This window comes from Pseudomonas bijieensis, from assembly GCF_013347965.1.
GTDB lineage: Bacteria > Pseudomonadota > Gammaproteobacteria > Pseudomonadales > Pseudomonadaceae > Aquipseudomonas > Aquipseudomonas bijieensis.
Window position 1 is genome coordinate 2753894 of the sequence record NZ_CP048810.1, and the last position, 26635, is coordinate 2780528.

Annotated in this window: 20 protein-coding genes and 4 pseudogenes; 19 read left to right on the top strand and 5 right to left on the bottom strand. The window is 61.0% G+C overall.

Translation table 11 applies throughout. The features are described 5' to 3' along the window. The first annotated feature begins 12 nt into the window (after positions 1 to 12). A pseudogene (locus tag GN234_RS11945) lies at positions 13 to 1360 on the top strand (CoA transferase). A 196-nt stretch (positions 1361 to 1556) separates the two neighbouring features. Here GN234_RS11945 and arcD (GN234_RS11950) read toward each other — a convergent pair. Beyond that, positions 1557 to 2985 (bottom strand): annotated as a pseudogene (arcD, locus tag GN234_RS11950) (arginine-ornithine antiporter). Between the two features lie 392 nt (positions 2986 to 3377). Here arcD (GN234_RS11950) and arcD (GN234_RS11955) point away from each other — a divergent pair. The 6 genes and pseudogenes from arcD (GN234_RS11955) to GN234_RS11980 all read left to right on the top strand — a co-directional run bounded on the left by arcD (GN234_RS11955) (position 3378) and on the right by GN234_RS11980 (position 9162). Continuing rightward, entirely contained in the window at positions 3378 to 4805 is a 1428-nt protein-coding gene (gene arcD, locus GN234_RS11955) for an arginine-ornithine antiporter (protein ID WP_116831614.1), read from the top strand. Between the two features lie 31 nt (positions 4806 to 4836). Continuing rightward, positions 4837 to 6093, top strand: coding sequence for an arginine deiminase (gene arcA / locus GN234_RS11960; RefSeq protein WP_134923084.1), 1257 nt, complete (start codon positions 4837 to 4839; stop codon positions 6091 to 6093). Positions 6094 to 6176: 83 nt separating this feature from the next. After that, on the top strand, positions 6177 to 7187 hold the full coding sequence (locus tag GN234_RS11965; protein WP_092166001.1) for an ornithine carbamoyltransferase: 1011 nt from the start codon (positions 6177 to 6179) through the stop codon (positions 7185 to 7187). 158 nt (positions 7188 to 7345) lie between these two features. After that, positions 7346 to 8275, top strand: a complete 930-nt coding sequence (arcC, locus tag GN234_RS11970) for a carbamate kinase (protein ID WP_163855085.1) — start codon at positions 7346 to 7348, stop codon at positions 8273 to 8275. Positions 8276 to 8339: 64 nt separating this feature from the next. Beyond that, positions 8340 to 8700 (top strand): annotated as a pseudogene (locus tag GN234_RS11975) (DUF5064 family protein). Between the two features lie 261 nt (positions 8701 to 8961). Next, on the top strand, positions 8962 to 9162 hold the full coding sequence (locus GN234_RS11980) for a hypothetical protein (RefSeq protein WP_176687557.1): 201 nt from the start codon (positions 8962 to 8964) through the stop codon (positions 9160 to 9162). On the opposite strand, the gene GN234_RS11985 is transcribed toward GN234_RS11980, so the two are convergent. Beyond that, positions 9147 to 10040 (bottom strand): helix-turn-helix domain-containing protein, encoded by an 894-nt coding sequence (locus tag GN234_RS11985; protein WP_176688521.1) that lies wholly within the window; start codon positions 10038 to 10040, stop codon positions 9147 to 9149. The two genes, GN234_RS11980 and GN234_RS11985, sit on opposite strands and share 16 nt — an antisense overlap. Before the next feature lie 175 nt (positions 10041 to 10215). On the opposite strand from GN234_RS11985, the gene pobA reads away from it, so the two are divergent. Next, the gene (gene pobA, locus GN234_RS11990) at positions 10216 to 11406 is read left to right on the top strand and encodes a 4-hydroxybenzoate 3-monooxygenase (protein ID WP_109755726.1); all 1191 of its coding nucleotides are present in this window, start codon (positions 10216 to 10218) and stop codon (positions 11404 to 11406) included. A 125-nt stretch (positions 11407 to 11531) separates the two neighbouring features. Continuing rightward, on the top strand, positions 11532 to 12986 hold the full coding sequence (locus tag GN234_RS11995) for an MDR family MFS transporter (RefSeq protein WP_459213875.1): 1455 nt from the start codon (positions 11532 to 11534) through the stop codon (positions 12984 to 12986). A gap of 136 nt (positions 12987 to 13122) precedes the next feature. On the opposite strand, the gene GN234_RS12000 is transcribed toward GN234_RS11995, so the two are convergent. Then, on the bottom strand, positions 13123 to 14472 hold the full coding sequence (locus GN234_RS12000; protein WP_109755724.1) for a spinster family MFS transporter: 1350 nt from the start codon (positions 14470 to 14472) through the stop codon (positions 13123 to 13125). Positions 14473 to 14837: 365 nt separating this feature from the next. Here GN234_RS12000 and GN234_RS12005 point away from each other — a divergent pair. Continuing rightward, positions 14838 to 17016, top strand: a pseudogene (locus GN234_RS12005) (hypothetical protein). A gap of 299 nt (positions 17017 to 17315) precedes the next feature. Here GN234_RS12005 and GN234_RS12010 read toward each other — a convergent pair. Beyond that, positions 17316 to 17621, bottom strand: coding sequence for a DUF2288 domain-containing protein (locus GN234_RS12010; RefSeq protein ID WP_053119051.1), 306 nt, complete (start codon positions 17619 to 17621; stop codon positions 17316 to 17318). 338 nt (positions 17622 to 17959) lie between these two features. Here GN234_RS12010 and GN234_RS12015 point away from each other — a divergent pair, with 338 nt between their 5' ends. The 9 genes from GN234_RS12015 to GN234_RS12055 all read left to right on the top strand — a co-directional run bounded on the left by GN234_RS12015 (position 17960) and on the right by GN234_RS12055 (position 25581). Next, on the top strand, positions 17960 to 19087 hold the full coding sequence (locus GN234_RS12015; protein ID WP_109755721.1) for a branched-chain amino acid ABC transporter substrate-binding protein: 1128 nt from the start codon (positions 17960 to 17962) through the stop codon (positions 19085 to 19087). Between the two features lie 228 nt (positions 19088 to 19315). Then, complete coding sequence (gene livH / locus GN234_RS12020; RefSeq protein ID WP_109755720.1) at positions 19316 to 20239, top strand: high-affinity branched-chain amino acid ABC transporter permease LivH; 924 nt, start codon at positions 19316 to 19318, stop codon at positions 20237 to 20239. Continuing rightward, complete coding sequence (locus tag GN234_RS12025; protein ID WP_109755719.1) at positions 20236 to 21489, top strand: high-affinity branched-chain amino acid ABC transporter permease LivM; 1254 nt, start codon at positions 20236 to 20238, stop codon at positions 21487 to 21489. Before livH ends, GN234_RS12025 begins: the two co-directional genes overlap by 4 nt. Next, positions 21486 to 22253, top strand: coding sequence for a high-affinity branched-chain amino acid ABC transporter ATP-binding protein LivG (livG, locus tag GN234_RS12030; protein ID WP_014336890.1), 768 nt, complete (start codon positions 21486 to 21488; stop codon positions 22251 to 22253). The genes GN234_RS12025 and livG overlap by 4 nt, the downstream gene beginning before the upstream one ends. Then, on the top strand, positions 22254 to 22955 hold the full coding sequence (locus GN234_RS12035) for an ABC transporter ATP-binding protein (protein WP_109755718.1): 702 nt from the start codon (positions 22254 to 22256) through the stop codon (positions 22953 to 22955). A gap of 197 nt (positions 22956 to 23152) precedes the next feature. Further along, on the top strand, positions 23153 to 23458 hold the full coding sequence (locus tag GN234_RS12040; RefSeq protein ID WP_109755717.1) for a BufA1 family periplasmic bufferin-type metallophore: 306 nt from the start codon (positions 23153 to 23155) through the stop codon (positions 23456 to 23458). A 25-nt stretch (positions 23459 to 23483) separates the two neighbouring features. Further along, complete coding sequence (gene bufB, locus GN234_RS12045) at positions 23484 to 24353, top strand: MNIO family bufferin maturase (protein WP_109755716.1); 870 nt, start codon at positions 23484 to 23486, stop codon at positions 24351 to 24353. Then, entirely contained in the window at positions 24350 to 25108 is a 759-nt protein-coding gene (locus GN234_RS12050) for an HvfC/BufC N-terminal domain-containing protein (RefSeq protein ID WP_176688523.1), read from the top strand. Before bufB ends, GN234_RS12050 begins: the two co-directional genes overlap by 4 nt. Continuing rightward, positions 25105 to 25581 carry a DoxX family protein gene (locus GN234_RS12055; RefSeq protein ID WP_163855092.1) on the top strand — a complete coding sequence of 159 codons (477 nt, stop codon included), beginning with the start codon at positions 25105 to 25107 and terminating at the stop codon, positions 25579 to 25581. The genes GN234_RS12050 and GN234_RS12055 overlap by 4 nt, the downstream gene beginning before the upstream one ends. Before the next feature lie 35 nt (positions 25582 to 25616). On the opposite strand, the gene GN234_RS12060 is transcribed toward GN234_RS12055, so the two are convergent. Then, positions 25617 to 26531: a LysR family transcriptional regulator gene (locus tag GN234_RS12060; RefSeq protein WP_176688524.1), complete on the bottom strand. Its 915-nt coding sequence runs from the start codon at positions 26529 to 26531 to the stop codon at positions 25617 to 25619. Positions 26532 to 26635 lie beyond the last annotated feature (104 nt).

The window sequence follows — 26635 nt, forward strand, 5'->3', positions numbered from 1 at the left end:
GGAGGGCTTTCGATGTCAGATCTGCTCACGTCCATGCAAGCCGCGCTTGGTTTGCCCACGACCCCGATCAACTTCACCGGCGACGGTGCCCTGCCCTCGGCGTTCGCCGTCACGGAGCTGGCTTGCGCCAGCATCGCCGCGGCCGGCCAGGCCGCCGCCGAGCTCATCCACCAACAAACCGGCCGCCTGCCGCCTGTGGAGGTCGATCGGCGCCTGGCGTCGTTCTGGTTCTCCACCTCCCTGCGCCCCGTCGGCTGGAGCGTGCCGCCGATGTGGGACCCGGTGGCCGGCGACTATGCCAGCGCCGACGGCTGGATTCGCCTGCACACCAACGCGCCACATCATCGCCTTGCCGCAGAAAAAGTCCTCGGTACCTGCACCGACCGCGCCGACATGGCGGCCAGGGTGGCCCGCTGGAACAAGGCCGAGCTGGAGCAGGCGGTGGTCGACGCGGGCGGTTGCGCCGCCGAGATGCGTTCATGGCAGGCATGGCAAACCCATCCTCAAGGCCTGGCAGTCAATGCCGAGCCGCTGGTGCACCTGAGTGAAAAGCCTGGAGAGCAGCGCAAGCCCTGGCTCGGCTCCGTGACCCAGCCACTGGCGGGCCTCAAGGTACTGGACCTGACCCGCGTACTGGCCGGCCCCGTCGCCAGCCGCTTCCTCGCCGGCCTGGGGGCCGACGTGCTGCGCATCGACCCACCGACCTGGAACGAACCCGGCGTAGTGCCGGAAGTCACCCTCGGCAAACGCTGCGCTCGCCTGGATTTGCACCAAGCTGAAGATCGCGTGGCATTTGAGGCTCTGCTCAAGGACACCGACATCCTCCTGCACGGCTACCGTGCCGACGCCCTGGAACGCCTGGGCTATGGCGCCGAGCAGCGCCGGCAGATAGCCTCGGGCCTGATCGACGTCAGCCTCAACGCCTACGGCTGGAGCGGCCCGTGGCAGAACCGGCGCGGCTTCGACAGTCTGGTGCAGATGAGCAGCGGCATTGCCGACGCCGGCATGGGCTGGAAACACACCGACAAACCGACACCGCTGCCGGTGCAAGCGCTGGATCACGGCACCGGCTATCTGCTGGCGGCCAGCGTCCTGGTGTTGTTGTCCCGGTGCCTGGCAAGCGGTCACGGCGGCTCGGCACGCTTGTCACTGGCGCGTACGGCGAAGCTGTTGATCGAGCGTGGCGCAGGGGGACTCGACCCCATTGCGCGCCGAGGCCGCCGATGATCAGGGACTGCTGGTCGAGCAGACCCCCTGGGGACCGGCCCATCGCCTGCAGGTGCCCTTGAAAATTACCGGGACACCGCTGCAATGGACCTTGCCGGCGGCTGAACTGGGTGCACATCGCGCGCAGTGGTGATAGCCGCCAACGCGAGCAAGACATTGTGGCGAGGGGATTTATCCCCGCTGGGGCGCGAAGCGGCCCCCCAAGAGCAGGTTAGTGATTTTCCTGGCACACCGAGGCGCCAGGTTTCAGGGCCGCTTCGCGCCCCAACGGGGATAAATCCCCTCGCCACAACGGCCGCCTCTAACCCGCCGCAAAGGTGACCTTCGCCTCACAGTGTCAAAAACCCACTGTACAACCCATAAGCCGCCAAGCCCGCCCCGGACATCACACACGCAAAGACGCCCTTCTCCACGTGAGTGAACAACGGCTGCCGCTGCTCACGCTTGGCCTGGGCAAACAGGATCACCCCCGGCGCATACAACAGCGCCGACAGCAGCAGGTATTTCACCCCCTCCGGCATACAGCAGCCACACCGCATAACACAGCGCGACGCCACCGATGCACAGGTCTTTCATGCGCCGGGCCGAGGCCTGTTCATAGGTTTCCCCGCGGGCGCACAGCAGCACCGCATAAGCCGCCGACCATAGGTACGGCACCAGGATCATCGACGAGGCGAGATAGATCAGGCTGGTGTAGGTGCCTGCGGAAAACAGGGTGATCAACAAAAACAGCTGGATCATGCCATTGGTCAGCCACAGCGCATTGACCGGAGCATGGTTGGCATTCTCCTTGGTCAGGAACGCGGGCATGGTCTTGTCCCGGGCGGTGGCGTAGAGAATTTCCGCGCACAGCAACGCCCAGGACAGTAGAGCGCCGAGCAGTGACACCGCCAATCCGACACTGATCAGCAAGGCGCCCCACGGCCCGACAATGTGCTCCAGGACGCCAGCCAGGGACGGGTTCTGCAACTGCGCCAGTTCAGGCTGGCTCATGACCCCCAGGGACAACACATTCACCAGTACCAGCAGCGCCAATACCCCGAGGAACCCGATCACCGTCGCACGCCCTACGTCCGCACGTTTTTCTGCCCGTGCCGAATACACGCTGGCGCCTTCGATGCCGATGAACACGAACACCGTGACCAGCATCATGTGCCGCACCTGGTCCATCACACTGCCCAGGTCCGGGCTCAGCACGCCCCAGATATCGCGGGTGAAAATCTCTGCCTTGAAGGCCACGGCGGCCATGACGATGAACATCAACAGCGGCACGACCTTGGCCACAGTGGTCACCAGGTTGATGAACGCCGCCTCCTTGATCCCACGCAGCACCAGGAAATGCACCGCCCACAGCAGCAACGATGCACACCCGATAGCCACCGGCGTATTGCCTTGACCGAACACCGGGAAGAAATAGCCCAAGGTACTGAACAACAATACGAAGTAACCGACGTTGCCCATCCAGGCGCTGATCCAGTAGCCCCAGGCGGACGAGAAGCCCATGTAGTCACCGAACCCGGCCTTGGCATAGGCATACACGCCCGAGTCCAATTCCGGCTTGCGGTTGGCCAGGGTCTGGAACACGAAGGCCAGGGTCAGCATGCCGACGGCGGTAATGGCCCAGCCGATCAGCACCGCACCGACGTCGGCCCGAGCCGCCATGTTTTGCGGCAGGGAAAAGATCCCACCTCCGATCATCGACCCCACCACCAGGGCGACCAGGGCGCCAAGTGGCAACTTTTCAATCGGCTGCGACATGTTCTCTCACTATTAAATAAGTAAATAAAGCGACATAACGTTTTTGAATAACGTCACCCCCGCAAAGTCCAAAAGTTTATGTCCTGTCCATTATCCAAGACGTTAATTTAAAAGACCATGCGGCACGATTATTTCTGTCATGCAGGCAGCCTACAAAATAGTTGCGACTCAGTGAAAATCAACTAGCGTGAATAATCCCAAGGCGAGGAAAACTTCCAACACCCTCGCCGAAGCCGCACGAAACGGGCCTTCCAAGCACTATAGACACCCACGGACGCTGTTAACTTCTTCATTAACAATGGAATGTTGCCATGCACTGATCCAGATCAGCTATTCAACTTTCAAATCGACTTAGTCTGTTGACTCTCTTCTCCTGCGCTGGAGTCTCGCAAATGTCTGATACCCCCGCAAAACTTCGATTGGGTGCATTGGTTGCACTGGTGGTCGGCTCGATGATCGGTGGCGGGATCTTTTCCTTGCCACAAAACATGGCGGCCAGTGCCGATGTCGGTGCGGTGCTGATCGGCTGGGCCATCACCGCCGTCGGCATGCTGACCCTGGCTTTCGTGTTCCAGACCCTGGCTAACCGCAAACCCGATCTGGACAGCGGTGTGTATGCCTATGCCAAGGCCGGTTTTGGCGACTACATGGGTTTCTCGTCGGCCTGGGGCTACTGGATCAGCGCCTGGTTGGGCAACGTCGGTTACTTCGTCCTGTTGTTCAGCACCCTGGGCTACTTCTTCCCGATTTTTGGTGAGGGCAACACTGTCGCCGCGGTGATTGGCGCCTCGGTGTTGTTATGGGCGGTGCATTGGCTGGTGCTGCGCGGCATCAAGGAAGCGGCGTTCATCAACCTGGTGACCACCGTCGCCAAGATCGTACCGCTGGTGCTGTTCGTGCTGATCGCGGTGTTCGCCTTCAAGCTCGATATTTTCACCGCCGACATCTGGGGCCTGAAGAACCCGGATCTGGGCAGTGTGATGAACCAGGTGCGCAACATGATGCTGGTCACCGTGTGGGTGTTCATCGGCATCGAAGGTGCGAGTATTTTTTCCGCCCGGGCCGAGAAACGTACCGACGTGGGCAAGGCCACCGTGATCGGTTTCATCACCGTGCTGCTGTTCCTGGTGCTGGTGAACGTATTGTCCCTGGGCATCATGACCCAGCCTGAATTGGCAAAATTGCAGAACCCGTCCATGGCCGCCGTGCTGGAGCATGTGGTGGGGCACTGGGGCGCGGTGCTGATCAGCGTCGGCCTGATCATCTCGCTGCTCGGCGCCCTGCTGTCCTGGGTGTTGCTGTGCGCCGAGATCATGTTCGCCGCCGCCAAGGACCACACCATGCCCGAGTTCCTGCGCCGGGAGAACGCCAACCACGTACCGGCCAACGCCCTGTGGCTGACCAATGCGATGGTCCAGCTGTTTTTGGTCATCACCCTGTTCTCGGCCAGCACTTACCTGTCTCTGATCTATCTCGCCACCTCGATGATCCTGGTGCCCTACCTGTGGTCGGCGGCTTACGCAGTGCTGCTGGCGGTACGCGGCGAGACCTACGAAAACGCCCTGGCCGAACGCCGCAAGGACCTGATCATCGGCGCCATCGCCCTGATTTACGCGATGTGGTTGCTGTATGCCGGTGGGGTCAAGTACTTGCTGCTCTCCGCCCTGCTCTACGCCCCCGGCGCGATCCTGTTCGCCAAAGCCAAGCACGAGCTGGGCAAACCGGTTTTCACCTCTGTCGAGAAGCTGATTTTCGCCGCAGTGATCGCAGGCGCCCTGGTGGCTGCCTATGGGCTCTACGACGGCTTCCTGACCTTGTAGCTGGCTGATTGTTTTAACTGGAGGATTTGTAATGACCACGGAAAAAGTGAAATACGGCGTTCATTCCGAAGCCGGTAAATTACGTAAAGTCATGGTGTGTTCCCCAGGCCTGGCCCATCAGCGGTTGACCCCGAACAACTGTGACGAGCTGCTGTTCGATGACGTGATCTGGGTCAACCAGGCCAAGCGCGACCATTTCGATTTCGTCACCAAGATGCGCGAGCGTGACATCGACGTACTGGAAATGCACAACCTGCTGACCGACATCGTCGCCATCCCCGAAGCCCTCGACTGGATCCTGGAGCGCAAGATCACCGCCAACTCGGTGGGCCTGGGCCTGGTGAATGAAGTCGGCTCGTGGCTGCGCAGCCTGGAGCCACGCCATATCGCCGAATTCCTGATCGGCGGCGTCTCGGCCGATGACCTGCCGGACAGCTTCGGTGGCAAGACCATCCAGATGTTCCGCGACTTCCTCGGGCACTCCAGCTTCATCCTGCCACCGCTGCCCAACACCCAGTTCACCCGCGATACCACTTGCTGGATCTACGGCGGCGTGACGCTGAACCCGATGTACTGGCCGGCGCGCCGCCAGGAAACCCTGCTGGCCAGCGCCATCTACAAATTCCACCCCGAGTTCACCCAGGCTGACTTCCAGATCTGGTACGGCGACCCGGACCAGGATCACGGCAACGCGACCCTCGAAGGCGGCGACGTGATGCCCATCGGCAACGGCGTGGTGCTGATCGGCATGGGCGAACGTTCGTCCCGCCAGGCCATCGGCCAACTGGCGCTGAACCTGTTCAAGCACAAGGCCGTGGAACGGGTGATCGTCGCCGGCTTGCCGAAATCCCGCGCCGCCATGCACCTGGACACCGTGTTCAGCTTCTGCGATCGCGACCTGGTGACGGTTTTCCCGGAAGTGGTGAGTCAGATCGTCGCCTTCTCCCTGCGCCCCGACGAAAGCAAGCCCGGCGGCATCGATGTGCGTCGTGAAGAAGGCAGCTTCCTCGACACCGTGGCCTCAGCCCTCAAGCTGCCAGCGCTGCGGGTGGTGGAAACCGGCGGTAACAGCTTCGCCGCCGAGCGCGAGCAATGGGACGACGGCAACAACGTGGTGGCCGTGGAGCCGGGCGTGGTGATCGGCTACGACCGCAACACCTACACCAACACCCTGCTGCGCAAGGCCGGTGTGGAAGTCATCACTATCAGCGCCAGCGAGCTGGGCCGGGGCCGGGGCGGTGGTCACTGCATGACCTGCCCGATCATCCGCGACCCGATCGACTACTGATCTTTGAGCCTGGACCGGCACCGCTCTCCATCCCACGGCAGAGACCGGCCCAGGGGATAACCGAACCCAAGGAGATCCAAATCATGGCTTTCAACATGCGCAACCGCAGCCTGCTGAGCTTGATGCACCACACCAATCGCGAGCTGCACTATCTGCTGGACCTGTCCCGCGACCTCAAGCGTGCCAAGTACACCGGCACCGAACAGCCGCACCTCAAGGGCAAGAACATCGCGCTGATCTTCGAGAAAACCTCGACCCGCACCCGCTGCGCCTTCGAAGTCGCGGCCCATGACCAGGGCGCCCATGTCACCTACATCGACCCGGTATCGTCGCAGATCGGCCACAAGGAAAGCATGAAAGACACCGCCCGGGTGCTGGGGCGGATGTTCGACGCCATCGAATACCGTGGCTTCGAACAGGAGATCGTCGAGGAACTGGCCAAGTTCGCCGGGGTGCCGGTGTTCAACGGCCTGACCGCCGAATTCCACCCCACCCAGATGATCGCCGACACCCTGACCATGCGCGAGCACAGCGACAAGCCGTTGCATGACATCAGCTACGCGTACCTGGGCGACGCACGCTACAACATGGGCAATTCGCTGCTGATGATCGGCGCCAAGCTGGGCATGGACGTACGCATCGGCGCACCGAAAGCACTCTGGCCGCATCAGGACTTCATCGACCAGTGCCAGGCCTTCGCCGCCGAAAGTGGCGGGCGCATCACCATCACCGAGGACCCGAAGGAAGCGGTCAAGGGCGTGGACTTCATCCACACCGACATCTGGGTGTCCATGGGCGAGCCAGTGGAAGCCTGGGATGAGCGCATCGAGCAATTGCTGCCCTACCAGGTCAACGCGCAAATGATGAAGGCCTCGGGCAACCCGCGGGTGAAATTCATGCACTGCCTGCCGGCGTTCCATAACAGCGAAACCAAGGTTGGCAAGGACATCGCCGCCCGCTATCCGAACCTGGCCAACGGTGTGGAAGTGACCGAAGAGGTCTTCGAATCGCCGGCCAACATCGCCTTCGAGCAGGCGGAAAACCGCATGCACACCATCAAGGCGATCCTGGTGTCGGCGCTGGCGGATATCTAGAACCTCATGCAGTTGTGGGAGCAAGGCTTGCCCGCGATGGCATCGCCCCGGTCCATCAGTTAACACCGAGGTGTTTGCATCGCGGGCAAGCCTTGCTCCCACAGGCCAGCTTCCACAGGGGACCGCATTGTTCGTTCCATTTTTGAAAGGACAGCATCATGCGCATCGTCGTTGCCCTGGGCGGTAACGCCCTCCTGCGTCGGGGTGAACCCATGACCGCAGACAACCAACGCATCAATATCCGTACCGCGACCGAACAGATCGCGAAGATCCACCCCGGCAACCAACTGGTCATCGCCCACGGCAACGGCCCGCAGGTCGGCCTGCTGTCGTTACAGGCGGCAGCCTACACCTCGGTCACGCCGTATCCGCTGGACGTGCTCGGCGCCGAAACCGAAGGCATGATCGGCTACATCATCGAACAGGAATTGGGCAACCTGCTGGACTTCGAAGTGCCCTTCGCAACGCTGCTGACCCAAGTCGAAGTCGACGCCAACGATCCGGCTTTCAAGAACCCGACCAAACCAATCGGCCCAGTCTACGACAAGGTCGAAGCCGAAAAACTGGCCGCCGAGAAAGGCTGGGCCATCGCCCCGGATGGCGACAAGTTCCGCCGCGTGGTCGCAAGCCCCAGGCCCAAGCGCATCTTTGAAATCCGCCCGATCAAATGGCTGCTGGAAAAGGGCAGCATCGTGATCTGCGCCGGCGGTGGCGGCATCCCGACGATGTATGACGCCGACGGCAAGCTGCAAGGCGTGGAAGCGGTGATCGACAAGGACCTGTGCTCGGCGCTGCTGGCCGAGCAGCTGGAAAGCGATCTGCTGGTGATCGCCACCGACGTCAATGCCGCGTTCATCGACTTCGGCAAGCCAACCCAGAAAGCCATCGCCCAGGCCCACCCCGACGAAATGGAAAAACTCGGCTTCGCCGCCGGCTCCATGGGGCCGAAGGTGCAAGCGGCCTGCGAGTTTGCGCGCAACACTGGCAAGGTCGCGGTGATCGGTTCACTCTCGGACATCGACGCGATCGTCCAGGGCACGGCCGGCACCCGCATCAGCACGGCGACACCGGGCATCGCTTATCGATAACAGGAAACTTGTCGGGCAGATCCAGGGTCTGCCCTACTCCCATGCCTTCGAAGGAGAGTCGCTTATGGCCATGTTCGAACCCGGTCACCTGCACATGGAACGCCATGCACTGAACAAGGATGATTTCAGCTACAACCTGTGCATCGACTACAAGGTCGACCAGGACGGCAAGGAGGGCACGGGCATGTCGTTCCGGGTGCATGGCACCGTCGAAGACAAGCCCTTGGACGAGACGTTCTTCCTGGCCAAGGACCAGGCCTTCGACTTCGCCCGTCATGCCACGCGCATCGCCCAGAAATACGGCTTGCCCAAGACCGCCAGCATCGGCTCGATGCACAAGTACTACGACGAAATGTTCGAAGACGTGCGCAAACAACTGGACGTCAAGCCAGGGGGATCCGATGAAGCCTGAACACCTGGAATAACCCGGTTAAAAGACCACCCCAGTCCCCTGTGGAACTGATCTGTGGGAGCAAGGCTTGCCTGCGATGGCATCGCCTCGGTTTATCCGCTACACCGAGGTGTCTGCATCGCGGGCAAGCCTTGCTCCCACAAGCTCGCTTCCACAGGGGAGTATCAGCGATCTGAATATCGGGTTAAATGCAACACCTGCCTGGCTGGCATCCCACCACGGCTGACCTATGCTCAATGTAGTACCCCCGGGTATTCGTTCAGAGGTCACCGCCATGAACATCAAAACAAGAAGACGCCTCGCCATCTTCGTCACCTGCGCCGCCACGCTTGCGCTATATGGCACTGCGGCCTACCGGGTCGAGCAGGCCAGGCAACTGCCCCGTGAATACGCCAGTTGCAACTTCGAACGTTGCATCCCCCCACAGTGCGACCCTGAACGCCCTGCGCTGAGGCGTGGTCAGTCGTCCTGTTGATCGGTCTTGAGCCGGTCCCGGAACGCCTTGGGCGAGATGCCGACGCGCCGGCGGAATAGCCGGGTGAAGTTGGTCGGGTCGGAAAACCCGAGCATTTCGGAAATCTCGTAGATGGTCATGCCGGTGTAGGTCAGCAGCCGCTTGGCTTCCAGCAACTGACGCTCGTGCATGATCTGCAACGCCGGTTGCCCCGCCAATTCCCGACAGGTGCCATTGAGGTGCGACACGGAAATGCCCAGGCGATGGGCCAGGTCTTCGACCTTGACGTGCTCGCGATAGGTTTCTTCCACCAACTGAATGAACCCGTTGAGGTATTCCCGGGCCCGTTGCGGGCGCTGGGCCTGGGTGTGGCGCTGCATCACCTGGCGGCTGACCCAGACCATGATCACGCTGACCAGTGCATGCATCAGCATTTCCCGGGCCGGTTGATGCCCCACGTACTCATTCTGCAAGGCGCTGAACAGGCTATTGAGGTACTCGGCATTCTCAAGGGCGGGGTAGCTTTCGGCCTCGGCCAGGACATTGATCGAATGCCCCAGTTGCGCTTGCAGGTGCGTGACCAGCGGTGCAGCCAGGGTCACCACGTAACCTTCCACATCCTCGGAAAAACGAAAGCCATGGACCGACAACGGCGGCAGGATCTGCACCGCCGGTTCGGTGAGTAGCGTGCGCCGGCCTTCGATTTCCAGTTCCGCCTGGCCCTTGAAGACAAACAGCAACTGGCACAGATCCGCATGCCGATGGGGTTTGATTTCCCATTGATGCTCGCGGCTGCGCTTGGAGATGGTTTCGCAATGCAACAGGTCCGGCGTCGGCCATTCCTGGCTTTCACCGTAGAGCTTGAACACCGGGATCGAAGGCAGGTCAGGTTTTTTCATAACGTGGATCCGGGCCTGGGGTGGCGGGCGATAATCGCACCAATTGGCGAAAAGAACAGGTATCGGCTCAGTTTTCCCCTTCAACTGACAGGTCCGCAAGCGAAAAATGTAGGCACTCGATTTCTAATAATCAACACCGACCCTGGTCGCGTGCTTCGTGCGAGTCATAAGAACAATGAAAACCCTCAAGACCCAAGTCGCTATTATCGGCGCCGGCCCCTCTGGCCTGCTGCTCGGCCAGTTGCTGCACAACGCCGGGATCGACACTGTCATCCTCGAACGCCAAACCCCGGAATACGTACTGAGCCGCATCCGCGCCGGTGTGCTGGAGCAAGGCATGGTCGAGCTGCTGCGCCAGGCCGGCGTTGGCCAACGCATGGACGCCGAAGGCCTGCCCCATGACGGCTTTGAACTGGTGCTCAACGATCGGCGGGTACACATCGACCTCAAGGGCCTGACCGGTGGCAAAAACGTCATGGTCTACGGCCAGACCGAAGTCACCCGAGACTTGATGGCCGCCCGCGAAGCCGCCGGCGCCCGGACCCTGTACCTGGCCAGCAACGCCCAGCCCCACGACATGCAAACCGAACAGCCCTTCGTGACCTTTGAGCATGAAGGGCAATCCTGGCGCCTGGACTGCGACTACATTGCCGGTTGCGACGGTTTCCACGGCGTGGCGCGACAGTCCATTCCCGCGGAAAAACTCAAGGTCTTCGAGCGCGTCTACCCGTTTGGCTGGCTCGGCGTGCTGGCCGACACGCCGCCGGTCCACGAAGAACTGGTCTACGCTCGTCACACCCGCGGTTTTGCCCTGTGCAGCATGCGCTCCAAGACCCGCACCCGTTATTACCTGCAAGTACCCGCCGAGGAGCAAGTGGCCGACTGGCCGGACGAGCGCTTCTGGCAGGAGCTGAAAAACCGCCTGCCCTTTGATCTGGCCGAAGCCCTGGTGACCGGCCCTTCCATCGAGAAAAGCATCGCACCGCTGCGCAGCTTCGTGGTCGAGCCGATGCAATACGGACGCATGTTCCTGGTGGGCGATGCCGCCCATATTGTCCCGCCCACCGGCGCCAAGGGGCTGAACCTGGCGGCCAGCGATGTCAGCACGCTGTTCAACATCCTGCTCAAGGTCTATCGCGACGGGCGGGTGGATTTGCTTGAAAAGTATTCGGCCATCTGCCTGCGCCGCGTCTGGAAAGCCGAACGGTTCTCCTGGTGGATGACCTCGATGCTGCACCGCTTCGACGACGATGCCTTCAACCAGCGCATCAGCGAAGCCGAGCTGGAATATTTCGTCGACTCCGAGGCCGGGCGCAAAACCATCGCGGAAAATTACGTCGGCCTTCCTTACGAGGCTATCGAATAGCCGGCTACCGATTTAAACTGCGGGCCTTGTCTCATTCGCCTCTACGGCCCGCAGGTTCTGCCGTGACTCAGTTCAATACGCTCCAAGCCCCGAAGCCGGCCATCCGCAGCGTGCTGGTGGCGCTGATGCTGGCGATTTTCCTGGGTGCACTGGACCAGACTATCGTCGCCGTTTCGATGCCGGCCATCTCCGCCCAATTTGCCGACGTCAGCCTGCTGGCCTGGGTGATTTCCGGCTACATGGTCGCCATGACCGTGGCGGTGCCGATCTACGGCAAGCTCGGCGACCTCTATGGGCGTCGGCCGCTGATGCTGTTCGGCATGGGCCTGTTCACCCTGGCCTCGCTGTTCTGTGGCCTGGCGCAAAACATGGAACAACTGGTGCTGGCGCGGATTTTCCAGGGCATCGGCGCCGGCGGGATGATTTCGGTGAGCCAGGCGATCATCGGCGACATCATCCCGCCCCGCGAGCGTGGCCGCTACCAGGGCTATTTCAGCAGCATGTACGCGGTGGCCAGCGTGGCCGGGCCGGTGCTCGGCGGCTACATGACCGAATACCTGTCGTGGCGCTGGGTGTTCTGGATCAACCTGCCGCTGGGGCTCGCGGCCTGGTGGGTGGCCCGGCGCACCCTGGTCGGGCTGCCGGTGCCGCAACGCACGCCGATCATCGACTACTTGGGTACCGTGCTGCTGATCATCGGCCTGACGGCGCTTTTACTGGGGATCACCCAGGTCGGCCAGGGCCATGCCTGGCACAGCCAAGAAGTGCTGGCGTTGCTGGGTTGCGCGGGGGTAACGCTGGGGGTGTTCGCCTGGCACGAGCGCCGGGCTCGGGAACCATTGCTGCCAATGCACCTGTTCGCCAACCGCAGCGCGGTGTTGTGTTGGTGCACGGTGTTCTTCACCAGTTTCCAGGCGATTTCCCTGACCGTGCTGGTTCCGTTGCGCTTCCAGAGCGTGACCGGCGCGGGCGCCGATAGCGCGGCGTTGCACTTGTTGCCGCTGGCGATAGGGCTGCCGATAGGCGCGTACTTCGCTGGACGCCGGACCTCAATCACGGGGCGCTACAAACCGATGATCCTGAGCGGTGCCCTGCTCTTCCCGCTCGCCATCCTCGGCATGGCCTTCACCCCGCCCGCCGCGTTCTGGCTCAGCAGCCTGTTCATGCTGCTCTCTGGCATCGCCTCCGGCATGCAATTCCCCACTTCGTTGGTGGGTTCGCAAAACTCCGTAGACCAACAGGACATCGGCGTCGCCACCAGCACCACCAACCTGTTCCGCTCCCTCGGCGGTGCGGTGGGCGTGGCACTGATGTCGGCGTTGCTGCTGGCCCTGCTGCAGGATTCAAGCTTCGCCCAGATCGCCAGCTCGTCGCTGATCGGCGAAGGGCATTCCGGCAATGTCTTGCTGGACGGCCTGAACGCCGCCCCGGGCGAGGCCCAGAGTGCCTTGCGCCAGGAATTGCAGGCGACGTTCCGGGACTTGCTGTTGATCAGCGCGGCGGTGTCGCTGTTGGGGCTGGCAGCGGCGGTGGCGATGCCTGATCGCTTGCTGCGGGGACGGGATGAAAAGGTTGGATAACCTGTAAGACACGATCTGTGGCGAGGGAGCTTGCTCCCGTTGGGGCGCGAAGCGGCCCCAAAAATGTTGCGGTCGCTGCGCAACCGAGCGGGAGCAAGCTCCCTCGCCACAAAAGCATTGTTGTCACAAAATCTCTTCAGGCCGTCGCCGCGACACCCTCCGGCATCACCTCCGCGCTCATCCCGTCCTTCATCCGCTTGGCATCGCGCACGAAGCAGCGTGACGCCAGGAACAGGAACACCATGGTCAGGAGCAGCGCCACCGGGATCAGGTACATCGCGTCGTGCAGGCCGATGGCCTTGAACGCTTCGGTCATCTGGTCGACACCCGCGGTTGCCATGGCCGTGCGGGCGAAGTAGTCGGACAAGCCGCCCACCACCACCGGCCCCAAACCGCCACCGAGCAAATACAGCCCGGCAAAGTACAACGCCATCGCCGTGGCGCGCAGGCGCGGTTCCACCACGTCCTGGATCGCAGTGTAGACGCAGGTGTAGAAGTTATAGGCAAACAGCCAACCGACGCTGAACACCGCCACGAACACGCCGATTTCAATGCGCCCGGCATGCAGGGCCCACGCCGTGGTGACCGTCGAGATCGCCAGGCTGAACGCTGCGAACAGCAGCCGGCCGTTGGGCACGCGCTGGTGGATCTTGTCCGCGACCCAGCCACCCAGGGTGAGCCCGAACAGCCCCGTCACACCCACCATGATCCCGGTGGCCACGGCCGCCTCGTGCAGCGGCATCAGGAAATAACGTTGCAGCATCGGCACCAGGAACGAGTTGCAAGCATAGGTGGCGAAGTTGAAGCACAGCCCGGCCAGCACCAGCCATAGGAAAGTGGGAATCGCCAGTACCCGGCGAACCGGCCTGTCGATCTTTTCCTGGGACACCTGCACGGTTTCCGCCGCGCCGCGCTTGGGTTCCTTGATGAAAAACATGAACACCGCCAGCACCAGCCCCGGCACCGCCGCAATGAAGAACGGCGCACGCCAGCTGTCGAACGCCTTGACCATCGCGCCAATGGTGAAAAACGCCAACAGCAGGCCCAGCGGCAGCCCCAGCATGAAGATGCCCATGGCCCGCGCCCGGCGGTGGGCCGGGAACAGATCACCAATCAGTGAGTTGGCGGCTGGCGCGTAGCTGGCCTCGCCGATGCCGACGCCCATGCGCACCACCAGGAACGCCCAGAAACTGCCCACCAGGCCGTTCACCGCGGTCAGTCCGCTCCAGGCCGCCAGGCCCCAGCCCATCAACTTGCTGCGCGAACCGGTATCGGCCATGCGCCCCAGCGGCAATCCCGCAATGGCATAAACGATGGTGAAGGCGGTGCCGATGATGCCGATCTGGAAATCGCTGAGGCTCCACTCCATACGGATCGGCTCGATGATGATCGCAGGGATGGTGCGGTCGAAGAAGTTGAACAGGTTGGCCAGGAACAGCAGGAACAGAATGCGCCAGGCATTCGCCGCTTGGGTCGAGTTCTGCATGGGTCCGTCTCTTTATTGTTATGGGGGCAACGGTGAGGCATCCGAGCCCGAAGTCTGCAATCTAGACAGCGGCGCGTGGACTGTCTCCAATCATTCGCAAGGTTGATACCCGCCCATGGCGAGGGGCGTGTTTATTGATAGCGGTCAATTTCCTGTAACAATTGCCATCATTTTGCCCGTTCTTGATTAAAGATCGTCTCCAGGTGGCCGATTCAACCTATCAGGAAAGAATCTCCCGAGCGGCGCTCAGGCACAGTCCTGAACGCTCGGGCCGACCTTCGCGCCATCCAAGGACGCGAGCTCCCATCCGCGACGGTTCGATGACAGCGCTCGTCGAACCAACCAGTTCAGGCATATGGCGCACAATGACTTCCAAAAAAACAGCCACTGCGGTATCCGATCTGACCCTGAGCCCGGCCGCCAACGGCCCTGAAGTCTCGAAACCCTCGAGCAACTCGCGTCCCCTGTCGACTCAGCAGTATCTGTATTTCACCGAAACCAACACCGATCGGATCCTCGACAACCTCGATGGCCTGCGCGACGCGGTGTTCCCGCGTCCGCCCCATCTGGTAGAAGACGAGAGCGACCGTACCCAGCAGGAATTCCCGTCGGTGTGCCTGATCGGCCTGGGGCGCTGCGGCTCCAACATTGCCCTGGACGTGGCCGAGCTGGTGTACAACGCCCGCAAGTTCTACCTCAACGAATTCAACGCCGAAGACAAGGCCTACAGCGACAAGGGCTACAGCCCCGCGCAGTGGATCCGCAACAATCTGCGCCTGGGCACCAGCAAGGCCAGCAAACCGGTGTTCCTGGTGGAACCGCTGGTAATGCTCGGCGACCTGGACAAGGACATCGCCGGGCGCATCCGCTTCTCGCGCAAGGGTGAGAAAAGCGGCTTTTTGCGCGACTACAGCAAAATGAAAATCATGGACCTGTCGGAAGTCCACGCCGGTGGTGCCGGTAACGCGCCGATCCTGGGCCAGTACTTGGCCAAGATCATCCTGAACAAGGACACCCAGCGCTTCTCCAGCCCTGACTGGAAAATGATCCACTCGTACCTGATCGACAGCTGCGGCATCAAGGCCAACCAGTCGCGCCTGTACTTCTCGATCTTCAGTGCCGGCGGCGGTACCGGTTCGGGCATGGCCTCGGAGTTCGGCCTGGCCCAGCAATACTCGTACATGAACAAGACGTTCGACACCAAGCCGATGGACGAACACGACAGCAAGAGCGGTCATTCCTTCGTCTTCGAACCGATCTTCACCAGCGGCATCTGCGTGCTGCCGAACATTTCCGACCACCGCAGCGAAATGTCCGAGGCCCTGCACATCAACGCCGGACGCCTGCTGTGCAAGTACCTGTCGGAAGAATGGGATTTCTCGTACAACTTCGCCAACGAAGACAGCAGCGAAGCCAGCGTCATGGGCCGCATCCGCCCGTGGAACGCGATGATGCTGATTTCCAACGACATCATGCGCTACGCCGAAGAAAGCGATGACGGCAACATCCAGAACATTGATGTCAATGCCATGGAGAAGCACGCCAACCAGTACATCTCCCAACAGATCTTCAACATCCTGACGGCCCAGGCGGTCACGACCGATTACGACCAGAACTACTTCAGGCGTGCCGGCATCGACATCGGCGAAACCATTCGCCTGGACGCCAACGACCTGTTCATGAGCCTGGCCGGGCCGGTAGCGATTGCCTACGCCGAATCCGTGGTCCCGGAAACCCCGGCGCCAAGCGGCGACAAGTTCAAGGTGTTCGAGAAAGAGCCACCACGCCTGAACATCGACGACCTGTTCTTCCGCTCCATCGACCTGCCGCACTTCAACAAAGTCACCCAGGCCATCGAAGGCATCAGCCTGTTGCCGATCGAATCCAAGCGCTACCGCGCCTCGCTGGAGCAGTACAAGAATTCCGGCTACGACGCAGCCGCCCTGCACGACCTGCACTTCTTCAAGAACTGCTCGTCGGTGGTGTCCATCGTCTCGTTGCCCAAGGACTACAAGCTGTCCTACATGGACCTGAACCGGCTCAAGACCCATCTCAACAGCCTGTTCCCCAACACGACCCTCAAGCGTTACGCGTTGGTGATCGGCGCCTCGGCCAACCTGTCGCTGACCACCCTGATCGCCAAGAGCCCGTGCCTGTCGGACGACTTCCTGACCCTGATCGTGGCCTTCATCAAACGCTGCTTCGCCCGCACCCCGTACCGTTTCGACGACACCCTGGACAACTCGATCCTGGACTTCATCATCAATGAAGACTTCGACGAAGAACGGATCGACGATCTGCTCAACGAATTCGAGAACCCGGCGAAGATCCTCGACACCAACTGGTACGCGATCAAGCCGATGTACGAGAAGAAATACCGCGAGCTGATCAATGACAAGGACAAGTTCGTCTCGATCAACGATATCCGCTTGTCCCGTGACTGCGTGAAGAAGTCCATCAAGTACCTGCGCGAGATCTACCGTCACCGCATTGGCAAGACCAAGGTTATTTCCCCTTAATAACCATACTGGCAGGACTTATTGAGGTAGGCGCAAGAGCGCGTCGCCCCGAATCGCGAGCAGGCTCGCTCCCACATTTGATCGCGTTCTTCCTGAAGAAACTCGGTCTACTGTGGGAGCGAGCCTGCTCGCGATGCCGATCTCAAATACACTACACAACAACATCCAGAAACAATTAACTAGCCCCATGGCTGGTCCAGAAACTGTTCCCGTTACGTATACGTCACCCTCTCCTGTGGCGTTTCGCCACGGCAGGACGCCATCACGCTACTCACCTACACACTTTCATCCGACAAAAAATCACGAACCAAGTTGGTGCACCGATCAGTTCGACGCCCTTTCCTGGATCATAATCCAGGGCGAAACCACCACCGCCCAAAGCTGCGGATCACGCTCCAGAAAATCCAGCGCCCGCGTTTCAGACAGCTTGGCGAGCTGGTCGGCGGCCAGCCAGGCAGCGACTTTGGTACCTTCGTCCTGGGCAACGGCTTCGGCGGCGGCGATCAAATCCAGTGCCGGATCGACCCACAATAGGGCACCCTTGGCAAAGAACGGCTCCAGCTCTTTCCAGGTGATGGATGCGGTTTCACCAAGCAGCTTGGCATAGAGGGTGCTAGGTTCTTGATTCATGGGACCTGTCCGGAAAAGAAATCGGCGCGAATGATAACGTCGGTGGTCTGGCAGAAAAACCCGGTAGTAATTGCAGCACCGATTGAAAAGCGCAGGAAAGCCAAGGATTGCCGATATGACCGGACAACCCCCGCCGCCATTCTGTCTTTTTCTTTCAATTAAGCGACACCCTCAGGTTTTGCCCCCAAGCGCCAGCTTCCCTTGCCAACAACCGGCGCTCTACACTGTACCGGTACAGTTGCCGGGGGCATTTCCGCGAGGGTATCCAAGATATCTGACCCGGTTCTGCTGCTACGGCGCCAGGACTATAAAAACTACAACAGCATGAGTGGAGCACTATGACTAAGGCTACTAAGCAGATTTCCAAACTGTTTGCCGCTATGGTTCTGGCCGGGGTTGCCAGCCATTCGTTCGCCGCCGACACCATCACCATCGGCATTGCCGGTCCGAAAACCGGTCCGGTCACCCAGTACGGCGACATGCAATTCATTGGCGCGAAACAAGCCATCAAGGACATCAACGCCAAGGGCGGCGTCGACGGCAAGATGCTCGAAGTCAAGGAATACGATGACGCTTGCGATCCTAAACAGGCCGTTGCCGTGGCCAACAAAGTGGTCAACGATGGCGTCAAGTTCGTCGTCGGCCACCTGTGCTCCAGCTCCACCCAGCCAGCTTCGGACATCTATGAAGACGAAGGCGTGATCATGATCACTCCGGCAGCCACCAGCCCGGACATCACCACTCGTGGCTACAAGATGATTTTCCGCACCATCGGCCTGGACAGCGCCCAGGGCCCTGCCGCCGGCAACTACATCGCCGACCACGTCAAGCCGAAAGTCGTCGCTGTACTGCACGACAAACAGCAGTACGGTGAAGGCATCGCTAGCGCCGTGAAGAAAACCCTCGAGGCCAAAGGCGTCAAAGTAGCCGTATTCGAAGGCCTGAACGCTGGCGACAAGGACTTCTCCTCGATCATCCAGCGCCTCAAGCAAAACAACGTCGACTTCGTCTACTACGGCGGCTACCACCCTGAACTGGGTCTGATCCTGCGTCAGTCCAAGGAAAAAGGCCTGAAAGCCAAGTTCATGGGCCCGGAAGGTGTCGGCAACGACTCCATCTCGCAAATCGCCCAGGACGCCTCCGAAGGCCTGCTGGTCACCCTGCCGAAGTCCTTCGATGCCGATCCGGCGAACAAGGCCGTCGTCGACGCCATCAAGGCCGACGGCAAGGATCCGAGCGGTCCGTTCGTGTTCCCGGCCTACTCCGCGGTCCAACTGATCGCCGAAGGCATCAAGGCCGCCAAGAGCGAAGACACTGCCAAGGTCGCCGAGGCCATCCACAAAGGCACCTTCAAGACCCCGACCGGCGACCTGTCGTTCGACGCGAAGGGCGACCTGAAGGACTTCCAGTTCGTGGTCTACGAATGGCACTTCAACAAACCGAAGACTGAAGTCTCCCCTCAGTAAGCCAGGCCTTACTGGTCAACAAGCCCACTGTGCGAGCAGTGGGCTTTGTTTTACGAGGTTTATGGGCCAGGCACCCGCGATCCGGGAGCTGGTTCACCTGAAAATCTTAAAACCGTCACCAGCGGTTCGCTGGCAAACGCTCGGGGCGAATGTGATCAGAGAACACAGCACCGGGCCGGAACATGACTCCACCAGTGAAATGCGTATCGGGTTTTTAGGAGCGCTGTAATGCCTGAGATCTATCATTTTTTCCAACAGCTGGTTAATGGCCTGACCATTGGCAGCACCTATGCCTTGATAGCCATTGGCTACACAATGGTCTACGGCATCATTGGAATGATTAACTTCGCCCATGGCGAGGTCTACATGATCGGTTCCTACGTGGCTTTCATCGCCCTTGCCGGGCTGGCCATGATGGGTATCGATTCACTGCCGCTGTTAATGACCGCCGCGTTCGTGGCGTCGATCATCGTAACCAGTGCCTATGGCTACAGTATCGAGCGCGTTGCCTACCGCCCCTTGCGTAGCAGCAACCGATTGATCCCGCTGATCTCCGCCATCGGCATGTCGATCTTCCTGCAGAACACCGTATTGCTGTCCCAGGACTCCAAGGACAAGTCGATTCCCAACCTGATCCCGGGGAGCTTCTCCTTCGGCCCGGGCGGCGCCGAAGAAGTACTGGTTTCCTACATGCAGATCCTGGTGTTCATCGTGACCCTGGTCGCCATGCTCGGGCTGACGCTGTTCATCTCCCGATCCCGCCTTGGCCGCGCCTGCCGCGCCTGCGCCGAGGACATCAAGATGGCCAACCTGCTGGGCATCAACACCAATAACATCATCGCCCTCACCTTCGTCATCGGTGCCGCGCTGGCGGCTGTCGCCGCGGTGCTGCTGAGCATGCAGTACGGCGTGATCAACCCCAACGCCGGTTTCCTGGTGGGCCTGAAGGCCTTTACCGCAGCGGTACTGGGTGGCATCGGCAGCATTCCGGGCGCGATGCTCGGCGGGCTGGTGCTTGGGGTGGCCGAAGCGTTCGGTGCCGATATCTTTGGCGACCAGTACAAGGACGTCGTGGCGTTCGGTCTCCTGGTCCTGGTCCTGTTGTTCCGGCCGACCGGCATCCTGGGCCGTCCGGAGGTTGAGAAAGTATGAACAAATATCTTAAACAGGCGCTGTTCAGCGCCGCGCTGGTCTGGGCCGTGGCCTTCCCTGTGCTGGGCCTCAAGCTGAGCATCGTCGGGGTCAACCTTGAAGTGCATGGCACCGGTCCCCTGACATTGAGCGTGATTGCCCTGTGCTCGGTGCTGATGTTCCTGCGGGTGCTGTTCAGCCAACAGGTCGGCACGCTGTTGCGCTCCAACCGCGGCCCGCTGGTTTCGCCCAAGGTCAGCCAGTTCCTGTCCCTGCCTCGCACCCAGCGCCAGATCATCATCGCGTTGATCGTGGTTGCGCTGGTCTGGCCGTTCTTCGGCTCCCGCGGCGCGGTGGACATCGCCACGCTGATCCTGATCTATGTCCTGCTGGGACTGGGCCTGAACATCGTGGTCGGCCTGGCCGGCCTGCTCGACCTGGGTTATGTGGGCTTCTACGCCGTCGGTGCCTACAGCTATGCGCTGCTGTCCCATTACTTTGGCCTGAGCTTCTGGATCTGCCTGCCCATCGCCGGGATGATGGCGGCCACCTTCGGCTTCCTGCTGGGCTTCCCGGTGCTGCGGCTGCGGGGCGACTACCTGGCCATCGTGACCCTGGGCTTCGGCGAGATCATCCGGTTGTTCCTGCGTAACCTCACCGACCTCACCGGCGGCCCCAACGGCATCAGCAACATTCCCAAGCCGACGTTCTTCGGGCTGAGCTTCGACCGCACCGCGGCCGAGGGCATGCAGACCTTCCACCAGTTCTTCGGGCTGACCTACAACCCCGTCAGCAAGGTGGTGTTCCTCTACCTGGTCGCGCTGTTGCTGGCCCTGGCCGCGCTGTTCGTCATCAACCGCCTGTTGCGCATGCCAATCGGCCGTGCATGGGAAGCGTTGCGTGAAGACGAAATCGCCTGCCGTGCCCTGGGTCTCAACCCAACCGTGATCAAGCTGTCGGCCTTCACCCTCGGTGCCGCCTTCGCTGGTTTTGCCGGTAGCTTCTTCGCCGCCCGCCAGGGCCTGGTGACGCCGGAATCCTTCACCTTCATCGAATCGGCGATCATCCTCGCCATCGTGGTACTGGGTGGGATGGGCTCGCAGCTGGGCGTGATCCTGGCAGCCATCGTGATGATCCTGCTGCCCGAAATGATGCGTGAATTCAGTGAATACCGCATGTTGATGTTCGGCGCCTTGATGGTGCTGATGATGATTTGGCGTCCTCAAGGTCTGCTGCCTATGCAACGCCCCCACATGGAGCTGCGCAAATGAGCCGCGAGATCCTCAAAGTCGAAAACTTGAGCATGCGCTTCGGCGGCTTGCTGGCGGTCAACGGCGTGGCCCTGACCGTGAAAGAGAAACAAGTGGTTGCGCTGATCGGACCGAACGGCGCGGGCAAGACCACCGTGTTCAACTGCCTGACCGGCTTCTACCAGCCCACCGGCGGCACCATCGTGCTGGACGGCGAGCCGATCCAGGGCCTGCCCGGCCATCAGATCGCCCGCAAGGGTGTAGTGCGCACCTTTCAGAACGTGCGGCTGTTCAAGGACATGACGGCGGTCGAGAACCTGTTGATCGCCCAGCATCGTCACCTGAACACCAACTTCTTTGCCGGCCTGTTCAAGACCCCGGCGTTCCGCAAAAGCGAACGCGAGGCCATGGAGTACGCCGAGTACTGGCTGGAGAAGGTCAACCTCAAGGAGTTCGCCAACCGTACCGCCGGGACCCTGGCCTACGGTCAGCAACGGCGCCTGGAAATTGCCCGCTGCATGATGACCCGTCCGCGGATCCTCATGCTCGACGAGCCGGCCGCCGGCCTGAACCCCAAGGAAACCGAAGACCTCAAAGCCCTGATCGGCGTGTTGCGTGAAGAGCACAATGTCACCGTGCTGCTGATCGAGCACGACATGAAGCTGGTCATGAGCATTTCCGACCACATCGTCGTGATCAACCAGGGCACGCCCCTGGCCAACGGCTCGCCGGAACAGATCCGCGACAATCCTGAAGTGATCAAAGCCTACCTGGGGGAAGCGTAAATGCTGCAGTTCGAAAACGTTTCCACCTTCTATGGCAAGATCCAGGCCCTGCACAGCGTCAACGTGGAGGTCCGCCAGGGCGAAATCGTGACGCTGATCGGAGCCAACGGCGCCGGCAAGTCCACCCTGCTGATGACGCTCTGCGGTTCGCCCCAGGCCCACAGCGGCAGCATCCGCTACATGGGTGAGGAACTGGTGGGCCAGGACTCGTCACACATCATGCGCAAGAGCATCGCGGTGGTGCCGGAAGGCCGTCGGGTCTTTGCCCGCCTGACCGTGGAAGAAAACCTCGCCATGGGCGGGTTCTTCACCGACAAGGGCGACTATCAGGAGCAAATGGACAAGGTGCTGCACCTTTTCCCCCGCCTGAAAGAACGCTTTACCCAGCGCGGCGGCACCATGTCCGGCGGCGAACAGCAAATGCTCGCCATCGGCCGCGCACTGATGAGCAAGCCCAAGCTGCTGCTGCTCGACGAGCCTTCGTTGGGCCTGGCGCCGATCATCATCCAGCAGATCTTCGACATCATCGAACAACTGCGCAAGGATGGCGTGACGGTGTTCCTGGTGGAGCAGAACGCCAACCAGGCGCTGAAAATCGCCGACCGGGCGTACGTGCTGGAGAACGGTCGCGTGGTGATGCAAGGCACCGGTGAAGCGCTGCTGATCGACCCGAAAGTGCGCGAGGCGTACTTGGGCGGTTGAGTCTGTCGCAATGAAAAAACGGCCTTCGGGCCGTTTTTTTTGGGGGCAAGCCTTGCTCCCACAAAAACCTACCCTCACCCCATTGGGTTTCGAAATAAAAAATCGAGAACCGCTGTAACACTTCCCCACGCCCCTTCTCTAGTTCAGCAGACCGGCGCTAACGCCGGTTCATTTCCCTGAAGAACTGGAGAATCACCATGACTGCTTCGACTCGCACCCTGTCCGCCACCGCCCTGATCCTGGCCCTGGGTTCTGCCCTGAGCATGACGGCCGTCTCGTCCGCCCACGCAGCCGACGACAACATGGAAAAATGCTTCGGCGTCGCCCTCAAAGGCATGAACAACTGCGCCGCCGGTGCCGGCACCACCTGCGCCGGCACCGCGAAAATGGACTATCAAGGCAACGCGTGGAAATCGGTCCCTAAAGGCACTTGCACCACCCTTGAAAGCAAGACCTCCCCCACCGGCTTCGGCCAACTCCAAGCGTTCAAAGCCAAGTCCTGATCGCATCTGCCTGAGGCCCACTGCCATGTCCACTGCGCTTTTCCTCGCCACTGATACCCGATTGCCGCCAAGGGCGGGTCTGGGGCTCAAGGCCGAGCATTTCCATGAAGTACTCCAGACCCAACCGGATCTGGGCTTCTTCGAAGTGCATGCGGAAAACTACATGGTGGCTGGTGGGCCGTTTCATCACTACCTGGGGCGGATACGCGAACAGTACCCGCTGTCGCTGCACGGCGTCGGCCTGTCGATCGGTGGCGAAGGGCCGCTGGATGTCACGCATTTACGGCGCCTGGCCACACTGATCGAACGCTATCAGCCCCAGTCCTTTTCCGAACACCTGGCCTGGTCCAGCCATGGCCCGGTGTTCCTCAATGACCTGCTGCCCCTGGCCTACGACCAGGCGAGCCTCGACCGTGTCTGCGAACACGTCGATCAGGTGCAGTCCAGCCTCAAATGCCGGCTGTTGCTGGAAAACCCGGCCACTTATCTGACGTTCGAGGAATCGACCCTCGACGAACCTCACTTCATTGGCGAAGTCATTCGTCGCACCGGCTGCGGCCTGCTATTGGATGTGAACAACGTCTACGTTTCGTGCATCAACCACAGCCGCGATCCACAGGTCTACCTCGACGCCCTGCCCTTGCAAGCCACCGGCGAGATTCATCTGGCCGGGTTTGCCGAAGACGCCGACAGCCTTGGCGAGCGCCTGCTGATAGACGATCACGGGGCGCCCATCGCCAACGAAGTCTGGCAGCTGTATCGCAAGGCACTGGCGCGAACCGGGCCGGTAGCCACCCTGATCGAGCGAGACAACCACGTCCCTGCATTCGAGGTGCTGCTGGCCGAAGCGCGCCAGGCCGAGCGACTGCTAAGCGCCGCCGGAGCCCGGCCATGAGCCGCCAGAGCGAATTTGCCGCGGCCCTGCTCGATCCGCGCCAGGCCTGTCCGCCGGGCCTGATCAGCGCCAATGGCGCCGATTCCGAGAGCCGCTTCGCGGTGTACCGCAACAACGTGCTCAGCTCATTGATCAACGCCCTGGCCGACAACTATCCAGTGGTGACACAACTGGTGGGCGAGGAATTCTTCCGTGGCATGGCCGGTGTCTATGTCCAGTCGGCGGCACCACGGAGCCCGATCATGAGCGAATACGGTGCCGATTTTTCCGGTTTCATCGAACGCTTCGAACCCGCCGCCGGCGTGCCCTATCTCGCGGACGTGGCTCGCCTGGAACGGCTGCAAATCGAGGCCGGGCATGCAGCCGACGCCCAGCCCATGAGCGCGGAACGAGTCGTGGAATTACTGTCCTGCCCCACCCTCGCAGCGCATCTGAAGATCGCCTTCCACCCATCGCTGCGCCTGCTGAAATCACCTTTCGCCGTGGTCACGATCTGGGCTGCCCATCAACAAAAGCCTCTCGTAGCGTTCGAGCCGCGCGCCGCACAAAACGCCCTGGTACTGCGCAATGGCCTCGACGTGGAAGTGCTCGCGATCAGCCATGGTGCCCATGCCTTCATCACCTCCCTGCAGCAAGGCCTACCCCTGACAGCGGCAATCGAGCGCTACACCGACCTCGACCTGGAGCACCTCCTGGGGAGGCTCATCCGCCACCAGGCCATCACTGGCCTCCTATCTGAACAGGTAACCCAATGAACGCCCTGATTACTGGTTTCATTCAATGGCTGGAGAAAATCCCCCACAGCCTGATCGCCTTTATTGCCCGTTTCTCCATCGCCGCGGTGTTCTGGAAGTCCGGCCAGACCAAAATCGAAGGCCTGGCCATCGACCTGTTCGACGGCACCTTCCAGATCGGCCTGCCGCATCTGGCGGACTCGACCATTCCCCTGTTCAAAAGCGAATACGCCCTGCCGTTGCTGTCGCCGGAACTGGCGGCGCATCTGGCGGCCTCTGCTGAACATGTATTCCCGGTGTTGATTCTGTTTGGCCTGGCAACACGTTTCTCGGCGATGGCCTTGCTGGGCATGACCTTGACCATTCAGCTGTTTGTCTACCCGGACGCCTACCCCACCCACGGCACTTGGGCAGCGGTATTGCTCTACCTGATGGCGCGCGGACCGGGGTTGCTGTCCATCGACCACCTGATCGCCAGGCGCTATGCCCGCTGACTAACCCCGCTCCCACAAGAGGCCCAATGGCCGGGCTATCGCTGCAACCGATCCAACGCCTCGCCACTGCGCTTGAACCAATCGATCAAGTAATCGGCCAACACCTGGGTGCGCTTGGGCAATCCGCCCTGGTACGGATGCACCAGGTACATCGGCATACGCCGAGTCTGGTAATCGCGTAGCACCCAGCGCAGGCGCCCGTCAGCCAATTCTTCATGCAGCAGATACGACGGCAGCCGGGCGATTCCGGCGCCGGCCAGGGCGGCTTTTTTCAGCAAGCTGTAGTGATTGCTGGCAAACGGCCCCGACACGCGGACCCGCAGCAGTTCGTGTTGCTGGTGATAGAGCCATTCTTCCCGGCCGCTGTAGTGGCTGTTGAGCAGGCAGCGGTGTTCGGCCAGGACCTGGGGGGTCGCGGGTTCGCCATAGTGTTCGAGATAGGCAGGGCTGGCGCAGGTCATTTCGTGCCACGCCAGCAACGGCCGGGCCACCAGCCGCTCATCGATGGCGGCGTCGGAGCGGATCGCCAGGTCGAAGCCGTCGCGGGTCAGGTCACGGTAACCGTTGTTGAGCTCCAGTTCGATCTGCACATCGGGATAGGTGCGAGCGAACTCCATCAGCAAGCCTTCGAAGAAGGTTTCGCCCAACGAAACCGGAACCGTCATACGCACCGGTCCAGAAACATCATCCTTCAATCGAGCCAATGCCTGACGTGCCCTTTCCACTTGCACCAGCAGCGCCTGGGCCTGGGGTAACAACGCCGCCCCTGCCGCCGTGAGGCTCAAGCGCCGGGTGGTACGTTGCAGCAACACCACCGAAAATCGGCTCTCCAACAGGCTGATGCGCTTGGACAACTGGCCTTTGCTGCAGCCCAACTGTTGGGCCGCCAGTGTGAAACTGCCGGCCTCTATCAACACGGCAAACGCCGCCAGGTCATCCATTTCGCTCATTGGATTGTTTCCAATTGAAAACCAAAGGTTGCCTATTAGCATGATTATCCAAGGAAAGAACCCCTCTAGACTGAAAACTCATTCAACCCATTGAGGAACAGCTC

What these genes read in the sequence shown, in the direction of transcription:
- arcD (WP_116831614.1), top strand. Translation starts at nt 3,378, where the DNA reads ATGTCTGATACCCCCGCAAAACTTCGATTGGGTGCATTGGTTGCACTG.
- arcA (WP_134923084.1), top strand. Translation starts at nt 4,837, where the DNA reads ATGACCACGGAAAAAGTGAAATACGGCGTTCATTCCGAAGCCGGTAAA.
- GN234_RS11965 (WP_092166001.1), top strand. Translation starts at nt 6,177, where the DNA reads ATGGCTTTCAACATGCGCAACCGCAGCCTGCTGAGCTTGATGCACCAC.
- arcC (WP_163855085.1), top strand. Translation starts at nt 7,346, where the DNA reads ATGCGCATCGTCGTTGCCCTGGGCGGTAACGCCCTCCTGCGTCGGGGT.
- GN234_RS11980 (WP_176687557.1), top strand. Translation starts at nt 8,962, where the DNA reads ATGAACATCAAAACAAGAAGACGCCTCGCCATCTTCGTCACCTGCGCC.
- GN234_RS11985 (WP_176688521.1), bottom strand. Translation starts at nt 10,040, where the DNA reads ATGAAAAAACCTGACCTGCCTTCGATCCCGGTGTTCAAGCTCTACGGT.
- pobA (WP_109755726.1), top strand. Translation starts at nt 10,216, where the DNA reads ATGAAAACCCTCAAGACCCAAGTCGCTATTATCGGCGCCGGCCCCTCT.
- GN234_RS11995 (WP_459213875.1), top strand. Translation starts at nt 11,532, where the DNA reads ATGCTGGCGATTTTCCTGGGTGCACTGGACCAGACTATCGTCGCCGTT.
- GN234_RS12000 (WP_109755724.1), bottom strand. Translation starts at nt 14,472, where the DNA reads ATGCAGAACTCGACCCAAGCGGCGAATGCCTGGCGCATTCTGTTCCTG.
- GN234_RS12010 (WP_053119051.1), bottom strand. Translation starts at nt 17,621, where the DNA reads ATGAATCAAGAACCTAGCACCCTCTATGCCAAGCTGCTTGGTGAAACC.
- GN234_RS12015 (WP_109755721.1), top strand. Translation starts at nt 17,960, where the DNA reads ATGACTAAGGCTACTAAGCAGATTTCCAAACTGTTTGCCGCTATGGTT.
- livH (WP_109755720.1), top strand. Translation starts at nt 19,316, where the DNA reads ATGCCTGAGATCTATCATTTTTTCCAACAGCTGGTTAATGGCCTGACC.
- GN234_RS12025 (WP_109755719.1), top strand. Translation starts at nt 20,236, where the DNA reads ATGAACAAATATCTTAAACAGGCGCTGTTCAGCGCCGCGCTGGTCTGG.
- livG (WP_014336890.1), top strand. Translation starts at nt 21,486, where the DNA reads ATGAGCCGCGAGATCCTCAAAGTCGAAAACTTGAGCATGCGCTTCGGC.
- GN234_RS12035 (WP_109755718.1), top strand. Translation starts at nt 22,254, where the DNA reads ATGCTGCAGTTCGAAAACGTTTCCACCTTCTATGGCAAGATCCAGGCC.
- GN234_RS12040 (WP_109755717.1), top strand. Translation starts at nt 23,153, where the DNA reads ATGACTGCTTCGACTCGCACCCTGTCCGCCACCGCCCTGATCCTGGCC.
- bufB (WP_109755716.1), top strand. Translation starts at nt 23,484, where the DNA reads ATGTCCACTGCGCTTTTCCTCGCCACTGATACCCGATTGCCGCCAAGG.
- GN234_RS12050 (WP_176688523.1), top strand. Translation starts at nt 24,350, where the DNA reads ATGAGCCGCCAGAGCGAATTTGCCGCGGCCCTGCTCGATCCGCGCCAG.
- GN234_RS12055 (WP_163855092.1), top strand. Translation starts at nt 25,105, where the DNA reads ATGAACGCCCTGATTACTGGTTTCATTCAATGGCTGGAGAAAATCCCC.
- GN234_RS12060 (WP_176688524.1), bottom strand. Translation starts at nt 26,531, where the DNA reads ATGAGCGAAATGGATGACCTGGCGGCGTTTGCCGTGTTGATAGAGGCC.